The sequence below is a fragment of the Pseudoalteromonas sp. GB43 genome (genome assembly GCF_054923805.1).
This window is the reverse complement of record NZ_JBPCHJ010000002.1, coordinates 372,475-386,802: the sequence shown is the minus strand read 5'-3', so window position 1 is coordinate 386,802 and position 14,328 is coordinate 372,475. Positions and strand designations below refer to the sequence as shown.

The window sequence follows — 14,328 nt, the reverse complement described above, 5'->3', positions numbered from 1 at the left end:
TGGATTATCAGGTAAGCGTATGAGTAAAGGGAAAAAAATTTTAGAACTAATCGTGCCAATAACAATAATCGGCGGATTCTTAGGTGCTGTTCAAGACATACTAGCTCCTATTGGTAAGTTTGGTGTATGGGCAGGCTTGGTCTTTCTGTGTTTAGCTATCGCATTATACTTCGTTCCTGAGGAGTCTAAAATTGGCGAGCGAATAAAGAAGATGAGTGAGCATTGGAAAATGCCACTCATAGTAAGCCTACTGATAATTAGCGTTAGTGTATTTATATGCACCAGTTTTTCTAGCAAAAATGTAAAACAAGGTGGTAAAGGTATTTTAGTTGAGAAAATGCCAATTTTTATAGATGTCCAAAATAAAATATTCTCTTTAGTCAAAGAAACGAATGAAATTGTAAAAGACACAAATTTAACTGTTAAAGACAACAACATAAGAATTAAAACGACTCAATTGGGTGTTGAAGAAACGCAAAACGATGTTAAGGTAATCCTTCAAAATACCAAAGCTACAGCAACACAAACTCTTGCTGAACTGGGATATAGTGTTGCTAACAGCTGGGATTTTTATAGAGCAATTCAAGAAACATCAGGCTCAGAGTTGGTTGAGGTTCTTAATTATTTCAAAAATGCCAAACTGAAACTTAATCGACAGGAAACTGTCTATCCTTATTTATTTACATCTGATAATGAAAGAAATAATGCTCTCTTACGCATGCCTAAATACGCTAACCTAATACACAGTTTAGTAATATTAGATATTCCAACAGAGAAATTAATTACCGTATTTGACGTGTTCAGTGAAAGTGAACATTTGAAGTCACCTGTTGCAGATTTCTATGCACACGAGTCACTCAACCCAAACAGAAATCCCGCTGGGTACGAAACACTTCACCCTCAAGAACTGCTGGGTAACAATATGTCTAATTTAAACCGGTCACTAATAAGTTACCCTTTACATAGAATGAAAAAAGATTCCACAAAAAGAGGGGGCTACTCCTTACTCCATACCGCATCAGTTTTAGGAGAACTTGAACTCACAAAGCAGCTCATAAAACGAGGTCATAATCCAAATTTGACTAGTATTAGTGGATATACACCTCTAGCTTTAGCGATAGAAAATGAGAATCTAAATGTTGCAGACCTATTACTAGACCATAATACCGTTGATGTTTCAGTGAACGAAAACGTAGCGTTAGAAATATCTCTTTTAAAAGCACTTGATGGCTATTACCCTATGCTCGAGTCTAAGCAACCAAAAGATAATTCATACCTAAAAGTTGCTAAGCGTATTATGAATAAATTAGAGAAAAAGCCTGAACATGTCATTGAAGCAACTGAGAACATTTATCGATCACATATTGGGTTAGTAGAAAAATTAAAAGAACAATACGAACCAGGCACATATTATTTCAAGGAATACACACGACATATAAACCTCGGTCAAAGCTATTTAAACGCATTAAGCACATTGTGATTTATTTGTACTTGGACTCTACTAGCTCAGACTTGAACTGACAGTTACCTCCTCACGAATCGGTAACTGTCATTTTTGTTCTTTGCTAGAGCATATTAGAGATCGCATCGTAATGTTTTGCTAATGCACTTAACATGTCTTTTTGGTGTTCTTTTATTTGAGCTTCTTGCCAATCGTTTTGTTCTTTTAATATTTTAAACATAGCTTTTAACTTTAAAGAGTCGTATTGAAGTTTTGCTTCAAAATCGACAAGCTTCTTCTTGACTGCTTGATTACTATATGAAGAGTTTTCACCAGGGCTTAATAAAACTAAATTTCCAAATGCATCTAAAAAGTCTCGCTCCAACATATTTTGGTATTCTTCATGCTGCGGGTAAACATGCTCAACAGAATTCTTAGCCGTGATACGATAGTTTTTGAATTGTTGCCGCTGCCTATCAGATTCTTTTTTCCACAAAATATATTCCAGCTTTTGAAACCAGTAATGCTCAAAACTTGTTCCTCTTGGTTTGGCAAAATAATTTTCGTATACCTGCCAAGAGTAAACTTCCGGCTGATGTTGCTTAGCTAGCTTGAAACTAGCTGTTTTTTGAGTTTCAGGCTTAGCCGCCAACGATAAGTCATTATCAATTTTTTCAAGCAAGGCTATGGCTTGTGCATCTTGAGTAATATTGTCTTTTATCAAACCTGCAATAAATGGGGTTATCCAATACTGCGCACTTCGCTCACCAGTAAAGTTACGCACACTTTGCAGCATTACTAATTCATTTATTTCTTTCTGAGTACGATTAATGTACCGTATCCCATTTGAATCACTTTGACTAATATTAGTTAAACGCAATTGTTCATCATCGCTATCGTCACGCTCAACCCACTTAACCACCCAACGATCAAACTGATAACGCACTTGCCACAAAGTTTTGATAAATTCTTTAACTTCATCTTCACTGGCTGTAATGAGTGGCTCAAAGGTTTCTAGTAACTTGTCAGCATGCACGCGAGGAGCAACATCATTAGTGCCATCGCCTAGCTCAACAGCTCGGTTAGCCAAATAAATACGATAAGCATGGATAAGTAATAATGGAAAACCAATAATGGGACGACAATATACAGTTTCGGTGTCTAAATCGTAGGCGACATCACCTAGCTCAATATTAGATTTATTATCTTGATTTCCTTCGCTACCACTTACTGTAGTTGAATTTAATTGTTCTGCTAGTTGCATAATAGTCAAGCTCTGCTTAGCTCTTTTACTAGCACTCTCATCTTTTACAAAAAGCTCCTCCTTAAAACAAGCCAAATGCTCTGGCTCAATTCTATCCCACGGAGCGTTAGGAAAGACTTTACGCACATTGCGCTCAAAGTAATTTTCCATGTGTTCACACGCTAACCACATAGCATCGAATAAAGCTTTATCTTTAGAAACTTGTTTAAGCAGTTTTGACTTTAATATATCAGCCTGCTCAAGCTGTATGCCAGTAGTGTTCATGGTAGCGAACAAACGATTCAAGTCCATTTGAGAGGGCACTATATTATTCACCCATTGCACATTTTCAAAAATATAATCACCTAATAAAATACGTTCTTCATTTTTGAGCGCTTTTACTTGTTGCTCTAACACTTGTAACGCTGCATATATACGCTTTAAATATGGATTCTCACCAATCGATTCTAGCCCTGGAAATACATAATCATCAAAGCCAGCTAAGCTACCTAATAAGTGCTGTACTTGATTCTCGAATAGTAAATTGAAGTCTCGGCTGCTTTTTAAAGGCGGCTATATCTGCAATGGCTGAATCAACTTTTGCTATTTTAAATGCAAGCGCAATTAGCATTAGCGTGGTAGTGCGTTGTTGTCCATCGATTAGCTCATAAATACCATTACCATCTTCATTTAGTTCTACTGAGGTAAGCACTGTACCAATAAAATAATTAGGCTCTTCCGCCAAACGAGCATCGTTAATATCGTTGAATAGCTTTAATACTGCTTCATCTGGCCAAACGTAGGGACGTTGATAACTCGGTATACTAAATTGATATTGATTCGTTTGAATGTAATTTAACGTAAGAACCTGCGTTTCAACGTGATGCTGTGTTATCTTATTTCCTTTACTTTTAGCTTCTCCTGAGAATACATTAGCCATTTTGACCTCCTTGATTTGTGCGCTTGCTAATCTGATGCATAGCCATTTTTTCAGTGTCTAGAGGAAGAATGTAAGCATCTAACTTTGTAGTGTAAGTGTTTGCGAGCTCTTCTGCTGAAAGGCTATTATCAACGTCTAGTCCAAAGTTATTTAATACTTTATGTATAAAGCGTTTTTTAACGCTATTTTTATTAACAGCTAAATTAGCTGGCTCTGCTTTAAAGCTAAAACGGTCTAAATAATCAAAACACATGGCTGGTGTGTAGCTAGCTGTAATCCAGTCAAGTACAGGGTTATCGCGGACAAAGGCTGATATAGAATTTTCTCTCACCGCTTTTTGATTGCTTACCCGAGGTGAGTAGATAACTCGGAACAGCTTCTTCGCTGCAATGTCTAACTGTTGTTCACCAAATTGGCTAATGTATATAAGCAGTGCTGTATCGTATAACCCTTTTACATAACTACAACCCTCAAGCTCGCAGATCATGTTTTGATAAAAATGAAAAAAGCTAACAAGAGTGTTTTCTGTATTCGTTGGAGAATGTGAAGTAACCTTTCTATGGTTAGCCTTATTATTAATTCCGCCCGTTAAATACTTACACCTTAATTGTTCAAAGTAGCTTATATAATGAATAGTATTAATGCCGCTATTTAATGGCTGTCTCAGTTCATAACCTTGCTGTGCTTGTTTATCTATTTGTCCACCGTCTGGCAAATATGTACGTTTAAAGCGCCCAAAAGCAATATCTTCACCTTTACCCGTACTTTCGCCTAGTTCATTGACAACTGCGCTTCTTACTAGATTAGGCTGGCGGTGAGAAGGTACATTACGGTTATAAAGTTTTTGCCAATAGCGCCCTTTAAGCAATGATCCAACAACGGGGTTTAAATCGCCTAATGCTTCCCATTTTGCAGCAAATTCATTTTGGTTTTGTCGCGCAATGGCTCTGAGGTGATGTGCTTTAATAATGTCAGGTCCACTTAACCTAACACCACCAGTATTCTGAGTTTCAAAGAAGCGATAGGCATCGTCTTCGCTACGAGTAACAACCAGAGTTAAATTGATTTTATTGGCATCAAAAGTGGCTATTTGGCTAGCATTACTGGTTGTCGAGTATGTCTGTAACCAAGCAAGGTTTTTAACGATTTGTTGTTGTGATTCTGGCGAATCGTAACTTAGGTTAAGAGCAAAGCTATGTGATTCATTCGCTTCGTTAGCGTTATTAACCGTATAAGATAGATATTGCACATAGGAAATCAACGCTAAGGTTGTTAAACGTTGCTGACCGTCAATAATATATAGCTGCCCACTTTCTGCTGACTGATGCAAGATTACACTGCCTAAGTAATACCCATAGGCACTATCGCTTTGTGCTAAATCGCTTAAAAAAAGCTGGTAGTCACTCAACAACTTTTTTATTTGTATTTCGCCCCAACGATAAGGTCGTTGATACTCAGGTATTGCTAACTCACCAGCAATTTCCGCTTTACTAGAACTAATAATACTTTTGCCACTGAATAACTGTGCTAAAGTACAAGATGCGACTTCAACTGACATAAAACTCCTTATTAGCTTGACTAAGAAGTTTATCTTAGTCACGCAAATCCATTTATTAAATACAAAGACTTATAAAACACATTTCTGCAATCTTACAATACTCAATCAATCCAACTATTAATAGCAATTAATTCAGAGATACTTGCGTGTTGAGGGTTATAAATCCATTCTTGATCAAATACTTCTCGTATTCGTTCACTTAAGTAACAATCACCAACAACCAAAGAGAAAAACTTGTTCCCACTTTGTTTTAATTCAGAAATTGAGTCTAATTGATTTTTTGGTAATTTTCTCATGACAAAATCAGAAACAATTAGCAAATCAGCTTTGTTGTAAGTATTTTCAGTCATTAAATGCAAAGCATGAGAAATTGCAGGACCGACATCTGTACCACCATGGAACGACATAGATAAAAAATCTGTGAGTTTATCCAAGCTAAACCCTTTGGAAAGATCTAATGTATTGATTGAATTTGAAAAATTAATTATATAGCAGTCTCTATTCTTTGATTGTGCTTTTAGTGACATAACAAAGGCGACCGCTTTTGCAACAGTTTCAGGCGCACCTTGCATTGATCCACTAGTATCGATACATATAATAACAGGACCTTTTTGTTCATCTTCGTCTACAGCTAGAGCTTCTTCAATTTCAAACTCTTCATCAACAAGTTGTTGGCCAGACATTTCAAAACACATCAAGGATGATTCAACATACTTAAGATCAAATAAGATTGATGTTTCAATATCACTCAATAGTGCTAATTCTGAAGGGAGAGCGTGCTCAATATCTTTACTTAATTTAACACCTATAATTTCTTCTTTGGAGTTCGCATCTGTTACAGCTGACTTTTGTATGAATGAATGCGTAACGGATTCAATTTTTTTGCTTTTTTCTGTTTGGTTTAAACGCCCAAGCAAGTCTAAGAGCCTTTTAACTCCCTCATCATTAGATATCTGCTGCAACAAGTTTTTAACTCTTGATAAGTTATTTAGCTTTAAAGTTCCACTAGATAGATCAAGAAAAAAGCCTGGTTCGATACCTAAAGAACGAAGTAACCCAAGCATTTCATCAATGAGTTTTAGTTTTTCAATCAGGCCATTTAAGAACTTTTTTCTTAGTAGGGATATTTGCTCTAGTTCCCACTGCTCATACTGTAAGCTGAGTAACTTTTCCCACTCATTCGCCAATAAATTAACTGAAGTAACTAAATTGCTTGTACCCATAACACCGTTAGCACTCAAAGTGACAGCATCATGCTTAATGCTCGCTAAGTCATTATCCCAAAAATTATTGTTATAATTAACGTTACTTTTAGAACACAAAACTTTGTATTGATTTAGAGCTAGTTCATACTGTTCTATAGTTAGGCTATCAAAATCTAGTGTTTTAAACACATTAAGTTCATTTTGAGCTTCATAATGAGGAAACTCTAAAATACAATGGCGGTGGGACTTATTATCAAGTTGTCAATCGCTCTTCAACTTGTAATGCTAAATTTGGAGCGTGCTTAAATACGCTTTGGAAATCGTCATGTATATTAGCGCGCATATTGTTCATATAGTCATCAACTTTACGCACTGCATAGCCCTTTTAAACGGTCACAATCTTTAATTCTTAATTTCAAATCACTTATTTGCTGATTTATACCATTTAGCGCAATGTTACACGATTGCTCAGACACAAATGGCGAGTACAAGTTAGCCATATATTCTGATTGTTTAGCCTCACATAACTCTAAAGTTATTCTCAAAGTTTGTTTTAGTTCCTTAACTTCATTTTTTAAAGCGTCAATTAAACGACTATTTACGTTCTGTTTTTTTTGACCTTTTGAGCATAAGATTTTAGGTGTGAAGTGAGCCTCAGAATCATATCGCCCCTCTAGCCCTGTAATTTTAACATCGCAACTACCTTGACCATCAAATGTACACGTGTAACCTGTAAGCTCATTGCCATTCGAGTCTAAAGGTTTGAAGGCTTCTCTACTTTTCATTTTAGAAACTGGAATGTAAAAGGTACGTGTAGTCTCTTTATAATCATTATAATATCCGGTCTTATAGCGAAACGTTATTTTCGCCTTATAATAATCTTTGCCTTTGATGTTATGTGTTTCATAAACATCATTTTGATAAAAAACTTCAACATTAATTTCTTTATCAAGCTCATCTTTCTTCCGATCTAGCTCCGCCAAGCTAACTTCAGGAGAGAAACCAGACTCTTCAATAGCAGTATTTACTATTCTTTCAACTTCTTCTCTGTTTGCTTCTGTTGTCCAAAGACAATAACGTAACAATAAAGTATCGCTATGATTGGTAACCTTACGGTTATTAAAAAATGCCGAGGCTTTAAGCAATTGGGCAGCTTTTTGCCAACGTCTGTCAGACACATAAACACCAAGCTCTTCAAATTGTTCCGACAGCTCTTTTCTTATTAAATGAATAATTGTTAACGTATCTTGTGAAAGTTCAACGGTATCGATTCTTTTTAAGCCAGCTAGCCCATTCATTATTCTTAATGACTACCTCATCAGCCACTTTAATTTCAGCGAGGGTTGGTTTGCTACTAATTAGGCTTTCAAAGTTTTCTTTTATCTCAATTGGACCAACCATTAACCTGATAATAAAGCGATCATATAAAGCATCTAAACCTTGGTTTTCTTCTGGTGTTTCGTTTGACGCTGCAATTAAAGCCTTTAAAGGGGTCTTTTCTAGCTCTTGCCCATTTTTAAAAATCCCCTCGTTTATAAGCGTTAATAGACTATTTAATATTGCAGGACTCGATTTCCAAATTTCATCTAAAAACGCAAACTCTGCCTTCGGTAAATAATTTTCAGTTTTACGTATATATTGATCTTCTTTTAGCGCTTTTATCGATACCGATCCAAACACCTCTTCTGGAGTACTAAAACGGTTCATTAAATATTCAAAATAAGGCGGGTTATCAAATGCTTTTGCGATACGTCGCGATATTAAACTCTTAGCTGTGCCTGGTGGGCCATATAAAAATGTATTTTGCCCAGTTAGTGCACCAAGTAATGCAACAGGAATTATCTCCTCACGCTCATGCATGCCAACAGAAATTTGATCAATTAATTTTTTTATTCTTGTTTGTAAACTCATTATTTATTCCTTTAAATTTGTTCTAATGCTTTGTCTGTTGCTTGTGCAAGTGCTTTAAAAAAACGTACACACTTCTCTAGTTCATCTTTTTTGATTATTTGAGGCTTTGTAGTGTCAAATTGTACTCGATGCACTGCATCTCCTCTTTTATTAATCCATTTGTTGAGCTGTTCCCTCGCATCTTTTGGTAATACATTCGGCCACTTCCACTGCTCTGTAACATCTAGCCCAAAAAATTCTTCAAATAGTTTCTTAGTTTTATTTGAATTTGGGTTATGAAAAAACTTTAACCTTTCATGTAATTGCTTTTCAGCAAAACGACCGAATTGAGACCCTTTAATTAAAGCAAATTTGTCATCAAACCTTTCTGTTACAACATCTTCCACATAGGTTTCCCATGCAGTTAAGATCATTATCAGGCTAGCTTTTTTCAATACATCATACGAACACAATTCAGGGTGGTTATTTAAAGTTTCAAAGCATGTTAATAGCTGTTCTGCTTCAGATAGAGCCCTATTAAAATTTTGTAATGAGAGAGTCATATTTTTCCTTATACATCACTAACAACTGAGTGCTTGTTAGTTATTCCTTTTTTATAATATACAGAAGATTATCATTCTTTAATTCGCAAGCTTGCGATAAATCACATAGTTTAAACTCTGAAATAAAACAGAGGTCGCTATTAATACTAAATCCATATCAATAAATTAGCCGAAAAAATAATAAGCTTATACTAATCGCGAATTCAAGTCCGAAGTGCACCACTCGCTAAATTAGGCTGCTTTGCGTAATTCATCGAATATTACCGCTGGTTGCCTAAACCCTAGACATTTTCTCGGCCTCGCATTGAGCGCCTTTTCTATGTGCGCAATTTGCTTATCTGTCACCGTTCGTAAATCAGTGCCTTTGCGAATATATTGACGCAACAAGCCATTAAAGTTCTCATTTAACCCTCTTTCCCATGATGAGTAGGGGTTAGCAAAGTAGATGTCGGTTTTTAGCTTGTCTGAAACATGCTCATGTTCACAAAACTCACTCCCGTTGTCTGCGGTTATCGTATGAACATGGCGTCGATAGCGCCACAGCATACCTATCATTGCTCTGCTCACTTGCGCTGCACTTTTTGCTGGCACTTTGCGTATCAGGTAAAACTTACTTGTACGCTCGACTAAACTAACGATTGCTCCCGTACCATGCTTGCCAAGTACTGTATCCGCTTCCCAATCACCAAATCGTGTCTTAGTGTCAACAATCGCAGGTCTATGTTCAATGCCAACACGATTTGGGATGATGACACGTTTGCTTCGGCTGCCTTTACGATAACGTCTGTGCCCTTGTCGCAGATGTTTGTATAGCTTGCCACCACTCAATTTATCTTTTTGAATATAGCCATAAATCCATTCATGACTCACAGGATGCCCGATAATTTTGCTTACACCCGCAACCTGCTCAGGGCTCCATTTTTGCTCCAATCCAAACTCAACGAACGCAATTGTAAGTGCTGGCATGGAATACTTGGCAGCTAGATGTTTTCGTTTACATGCCTTTGAATGTGCAACCTCAGGCAAGTAATGACTTCGAGTACTATTGCGCCTAACTTCACGACTTATAGTGCTGTGGCTCACTTTTAGCCTTTTCCCTATCTCTCGATAGCTAAAACCCTCGCGTAAGTAGGCCTCAATCTGGTATCTTTGCCCTTCGATCAACTGCTTGTAACTCATGGTATCTACTCTTGTTTTTTGGCGATTACAGAGTACCACCAACAGGCAGTTGATTCTCTTCTCACCGTTTAACCATGAGTGGTGCACTTATTATCTGAATTCGGGATTTAACTCTTAGTCTAATATTATCAAGGATATTTAATTCAGCTCTCTCTATCAGAGTTGAATGGCACTTTGGACAAACACTTTTTATCGTATTTGGGAGTAAAACATCTGAATTAGGAGCAACAATCTCACTCCAATGACAATTTTTACAAATTTGTTTAAATGGCTGTGGTTTTTTAGGCATGAGAAGTTTTTTGGTAAATTGGAAAATTAAACAACTTTGTTTTCCTTCTACTAATGATTTTAATACACTAGTAGAAGCGAAAATAGTTGAACGGCTTTAACTTACATAGTTTATATACTAAACCCTCTCAAATTCCTGCTTAATTTTTTCACCTGTCATGCGCCAGTTGTGGAAGTTATCACGTTGCTTTGTCCGGTCCAGCTAAATTACTTTCAAGTTCACTAACGCCATTTTCAAGCTCAATAAACGACTGAAAAAACTTTGAAACAAATTCATTGCCATTTATTAACTCTAAAAGCTCCGCGCGTTGAGTATTAAAGTTTTTAATCATTTTTTTTACAGCTTTTTGAAATTCATCTTGCTTTTTAGATTCTTGGTAGCTATCCCATACTTCAAAGGCGATTCCCGCTGCAGCTAGCACACCATTCATAGCATTAGCCGCTTTTACAGCTCCCCAAGGCTTAAATTTAAGTAGATTAGATAAATCAACACCTACTAAACTAGCAAGGCTTTTTATTCCATCCCTAGCAGCAATAACAGACGTGTTATTAATAACATTACCTTTTACTAAAAAATCAACCCCTTGCTTACCGTACCCAAGCACCACATCATTAAAATGATTTACCTCTTGTGTAAAGCTTGACGCCATACTTTTTACTTCTAAGTCAGCTGAACGCAAATAACGCTCAAACTCACTTTGTAATCTTGACGAAATAACAACACCTTCATCTCCAACTTCTCGTTGAAAGAAGTCATTAAATGTTTCTAAATCAGTGCCTTCTGCTTGTAAAATTAAGTCTGAAAAATAACTGGTTACAAAGTCACGCAACCCTACACGAGAATCCGAAATTAAACCTTGAGTTTTAGCTAGCTTTGCTTTCATTGTATCTACAACATCAAGCATTTTATCAACCTCTTGGCCTAGCTTTTTGTCGTTCTCAATAGCAAGCGGTAACTCTTCGTTTAGCACATCTCTCACAATGCTATTTTTAGCTTCAACAACAATACTTTCAACACCACCATTACTAGCTACTTTTTCATTTGTAGCTGCTTGCAGCGACTCAATGTGAGATAGCTGTTTAAACTTTTCAAGGTTATCGAGCCAATACTCAGTTCCCATATCAAAAGGATTAGCAGCAACAGCAACAACAGATAAACTCTCGGCTTCATCTTGCTCAAGGTTTATTAAATCTTTTAAACGGTTAACAACATTTTCTTTTTTTACATTTAAGTTTTCATTGTATTCATTTATATCTTCAACATGGCCACTTCATCAAAGCGGCTAAGTACAAATACTGTTCTTGGTAGTATATTTAGCGTTCTAAATAACCACTGCAAGTCTTCTTGATGGCTGTCTTTAATAGGGTTAGTCGAATTCATCACATATAAAACTAAATGCGCTTCACTCACGTATTTTTTGGTAATGTCTTTGTATTTTTCTATTGCAGAACTGTCTGCATTTATTTTTTCTTTAAAACCAAAAAGTCCAGGAGTATCAATTAGCTGAAGCCCATTACTAACATCATAAACCGATACTGCATCAGACGACTCTTGTTGGCTAATATTCATTGTTGACTGATCTAAGCGCTCCATCCATGCTGCAGCAATTGATGTTTTACCTTCTGAAAAGCCACCTATTAAAGCTATTTTCAAATTATCATCAGAGAGTGACTTAATAGCCGTATCTAATTTATTAACTAAAGATGGGTCAATATTGATACCCAACCCTTCACCCTGCAGTAAAAAAGCATGCAACTGGTTTAATATATTAAGCGTGTTCTCTTTTTGAGTATTAAACGTTTTTAATGTTGCTTCCATTATAGTTCCTTGTCTAACTGTCTTGATGTTTTAAGAAGCTTTTCAATTGAAATTGAAAGTATCTTATTAATTAATGCGGTATGTTCAATTGGGGTCTTTAAAGAGAGCTTTATAGTGTAAATATTTTCCTCAAGCACTTTAAGCGCTTCGTCTATATTTGTTTTTGCCGTGTCTTCAAGCTTGCATGCAATTTTATAAATATTCTCATCCGTTGTTTTTTTCTGCTGAGACATTTTATAGCTTGAACTAAAAAAGCTGCCTATTGATTTCGCGAATGAAATTACTACTCCAACTGCCCCTATAGCAAGCGCAGCTATACCAACACCAGAGAATGCTAGTGCAACAGCACCAACAACTGACCCAATTATTCCAGCTACGTTAAACCCTTTATCAATATCTACAGATATACTAAAATCGCTTGCAATTGTATTGGTTTCAAAAGATGAATAAGCATCTAACAATTCACCTGCATGCTTTTGAAAACGCTCTACAATGCCATTAACCTCTTTACCAAACTCATTAAGTTGAATATTAATTGTCTCAGGTAAGCTTTCATCAAACTGACTTTGTGCTCGACTAACCTCTCTTTTCAGTTCATATTTAAAGTCATCGTTGCTTATATCATCTTCAATTTCAGAATAAACCGATTTGCGCACTGATGATTTAAAGGTGTTGATACTGGTACCAACTGAAGTGAGTAACCTACTTTTTAAGCTACTTAAAGCAATATCTAATTGCTCTGAAGCAGAACCTATTTCTTCCTTTAATTTGGTGTGTAATGGTTCAAATTTTTCATCACGTAAAGCCGTAATACTGCCACTTGCTCTCCTCAAAACCTGGTTTGCTTTGTTAAAGTTGGCTTTAATAATTTTACCTTTATAGTCCTTGATTAAATCACTAACTAAAAACTGCTTTAAGTCAGTAAATCCGCAGTAATCTAGTAAACGCTGTTCGGTATTATCCTTCATAAACTTTTCTTTGCGTTTGTGATCCGTTGTTCCAGCAACTAAGCAGTTTGCAGCAGCTAGGTAACCCACTAAACCACATACGCTTTTAGTACCTTGGTAGTTTTCGCCCAATTGCTCCGCCATTTTAGTGTCAAGCTCGGCTAAACTAGCTAACTCGCTTTCGCTAACAAGTTGACTTTTTTGCAGCTGCAAAGGATTAGTAATACGCTTGTTGTAAATACTATAAACTTCAGTTTGGTCACCTAAGTGCTCTTTTATTTTCTCTAAGGTACCTTTGTTTTTATCATCCCCTGTTTGAGGTGCAGCCGCTTTAGACGTTACATAAAATACAGCATGCGCTTTATGCACAGCACTCCAAATACTTTCTCCTACTTTTTCTTCTTTCCCCTCAATACCAGGGACATCTAAAACCGTAAAGGTACTTTCATCACCTTGCATTGAGTAAGATTGGCTATCTAAAGTGTAATCTGAGCGGTCATCGCCAATAATGGCGCCATCAGCATAAGGCACTAATTTTTCTAGCTCGCCTTTCATATGCTCTAATTTTAAACAAGCAGCGTTGTAGCGTTCATCATTTTCAGACACTTCGTTTTCTGCTTGGGCAACTTTCTCATCAAGTATTAATTTTGTACTTTCAAACTGCTCTTGTTTAGTAACTATTTGTGCTTCTTCAGGTAGCTTACTAAAAAAGTGCCAAATTTTTTGAAAAATATTAAACGCTGCAAGCTTAGATTCGATTGTTTTATTAAGCGTAGCTAGTTCGTTTTTAAAGTTACTAAGCTGTTCATTACTTTTGTCTTTAACGCTGTTCAAGCTTTGCTCAAGTACAACTTTATTATCTTTAAGCTCAGCAATTTTTTGGTTAATCTTTTCAAATGACGCGCTATCAATATTTAATGAGGTAACAAGTTCTTTAAACTTATTTTGTGAGGAAGTTTTTTGAGGTTCTGCTAATAAAATGCGTAGCGTTTCAATGATTGTTGATTTACCAGCATTTGTTTCTCCATAAAATGCAACTGTAAACGTATCCCACTCAGAGTTAGCTTTTAGCTTGTCTAACTCGCCCGCTATATTAGCATCCAACTCATTAAGTAAATTGCGGCTAAATGTTGCAATTTCCTTATCTGTAGTTTCAACTTCTGATGCTTCAATGGTGTTAATCAAATCCTTAATTACACTTTGCAGCTCCCGAATTCAGATAATAAGTGCACCACTCATGGTTAAACGGTGAGAA

At 36.3% G+C, this 14,328-nt stretch carries 12 protein-coding genes; 1 reads left to right on the top strand and 11 read right to left on the bottom strand.

Going from position 1 to position 14,328, the window contains the following annotated elements; genetic code table 11:
• Positions 1-19 precede the first annotated feature (19 nt).
• Positions 20-1,480, top strand: coding sequence for an ankyrin repeat domain-containing protein (locus ACRWSG_RS19100; RefSeq protein ID WP_462167227.1), 1,461 nt, complete (start codon positions 20-22; stop codon positions 1,478-1,480).
• 85 nt (positions 1,481-1,565) lie between these two features.
• On the opposite strand, the gene ACRWSG_RS19095 is transcribed toward ACRWSG_RS19100, so the two are convergent.
• The 11 genes from ACRWSG_RS19095 to ACRWSG_RS19045 form a co-directional block, all read right to left on the bottom strand.
• Complete coding sequence (locus ACRWSG_RS19095) at positions 1,566-3,101, bottom strand: HNH endonuclease family protein (protein ID WP_462167226.1); 1,536 nt, start codon at positions 3,099-3,101, stop codon at positions 1,566-1,568.
• A gap of 88 nt (positions 3,102-3,189) precedes the next feature.
• On the bottom strand, positions 3,190-3,624 hold the full coding sequence (locus ACRWSG_RS19090) for a DUF262 domain-containing protein (RefSeq protein ID WP_462167225.1): 435 nt from the start codon (positions 3,622-3,624) through the stop codon (positions 3,190-3,192).
• The gene (locus ACRWSG_RS19085) at positions 3,617-5,182 is read right to left on the bottom strand and encodes a DUF262 domain-containing protein (RefSeq protein ID WP_462167224.1); all 1,566 of its coding nucleotides are present in this window, start codon (positions 5,180-5,182) and stop codon (positions 3,617-3,619) included. Before ACRWSG_RS19085 ends, ACRWSG_RS19090 begins: the two co-directional genes overlap by 8 nt.
• Before the next feature lie 101 nt (positions 5,183-5,283).
• Positions 5,284-6,576 (bottom strand): VWA domain-containing protein, encoded by a 1,293-nt coding sequence (locus ACRWSG_RS19080; protein ID WP_462167223.1) that lies wholly within the window; start codon positions 6,574-6,576, stop codon positions 5,284-5,286.
• A 176-nt stretch (positions 6,577-6,752) separates the two neighbouring features.
• Positions 6,753-7,685 carry a hypothetical protein gene (locus ACRWSG_RS19075; protein ID WP_462167221.1) on the bottom strand — a complete coding sequence of 311 codons (933 nt, stop codon included), beginning with the start codon at positions 7,683-7,685 and terminating at the stop codon, positions 6,753-6,755.
• On the bottom strand, positions 7,645-8,298 hold the full coding sequence (locus ACRWSG_RS19070; RefSeq protein ID WP_462167219.1) for an AAA family ATPase: 654 nt from the start codon (positions 8,296-8,298) through the stop codon (positions 7,645-7,647). Before ACRWSG_RS19070 ends, ACRWSG_RS19075 begins: the two co-directional genes overlap by 41 nt.
• Positions 8,299-8,309: 11 nt before the next feature.
• Positions 8,310-8,840, bottom strand: a complete 531-nt coding sequence (locus tag ACRWSG_RS19065) for a HEPN domain-containing protein (protein WP_058584613.1) — start codon at positions 8,838-8,840, stop codon at positions 8,310-8,312.
• 231 nt (positions 8,841-9,071) lie between these two features.
• A complete protein-coding gene (locus tag ACRWSG_RS19060) occupies positions 9,072-10,019 on the bottom strand; it encodes an IS30 family transposase (RefSeq protein WP_074989424.1) in 948 nt (315 codons plus the stop codon).
• Positions 10,020-10,486: 467 nt separating this feature from the next.
• The gene (locus ACRWSG_RS19055) at positions 10,487-11,560 is read right to left on the bottom strand and encodes a LeoA/HP0731 family dynamin-like GTPase (RefSeq protein WP_462167541.1); all 1,074 of its coding nucleotides are present in this window, start codon (positions 11,558-11,560) and stop codon (positions 10,487-10,489) included.
• Entirely contained in the window at positions 11,557-12,126 is a 570-nt protein-coding gene (locus ACRWSG_RS19050) for a dynamin family protein (protein ID WP_462167217.1), read from the bottom strand. The genes ACRWSG_RS19055 and ACRWSG_RS19050 overlap by 4 nt, the downstream gene beginning before the upstream one ends.
• Entirely contained in the window at positions 12,126-14,258 is a 2,133-nt protein-coding gene (locus tag ACRWSG_RS19045; protein ID WP_462167216.1) for a hypothetical protein, read from the bottom strand. The genes ACRWSG_RS19050 and ACRWSG_RS19045 overlap by 1 nt, the downstream gene beginning before the upstream one ends.
• Between the last annotated feature and the right edge of the window lie 70 nt (positions 14,259-14,328).

What these genes read in the sequence shown, in the direction of transcription:
- ACRWSG_RS19075 (WP_462167221.1), bottom strand. Translation starts at nt 7,685, where the DNA reads ATGAATGGGCTAGCTGGCTTAAAAAGAATCGATACCGTTGAACTTTCA.
- ACRWSG_RS19060 (WP_074989424.1), bottom strand. Translation starts at nt 10,019, where the DNA reads ATGAGTTACAAGCAGTTGATCGAAGGGCAAAGATACCAGATTGAGGCC.
- ACRWSG_RS19070 (WP_462167219.1), bottom strand. Translation starts at nt 8,298, where the DNA reads ATGAGTTTACAAACAAGAATAAAAAAATTAATTGATCAAATTTCTGTT.
- ACRWSG_RS19085 (WP_462167224.1), bottom strand. Translation starts at nt 5,182, where the DNA reads ATGTCAGTTGAAGTCGCATCTTGTACTTTAGCACAGTTATTCAGTGGC.
- ACRWSG_RS19090 (WP_462167225.1), bottom strand. Translation starts at nt 3,624, where the DNA reads ATGGCTAATGTATTCTCAGGAGAAGCTAAAAGTAAAGGAAATAAGATA.
- ACRWSG_RS19100 (WP_462167227.1), top strand. Translation starts at nt 20, where the DNA reads ATGAGTAAAGGGAAAAAAATTTTAGAACTAATCGTGCCAATAACAATA.
- ACRWSG_RS19050 (WP_462167217.1), bottom strand. Translation starts at nt 12,126, where the DNA reads ATGGAAGCAACATTAAAAACGTTTAATACTCAAAAAGAGAACACGCTT.
- ACRWSG_RS19065 (WP_058584613.1), bottom strand. Translation starts at nt 8,840, where the DNA reads ATGACTCTCTCATTACAAAATTTTAATAGGGCTCTATCTGAAGCAGAA.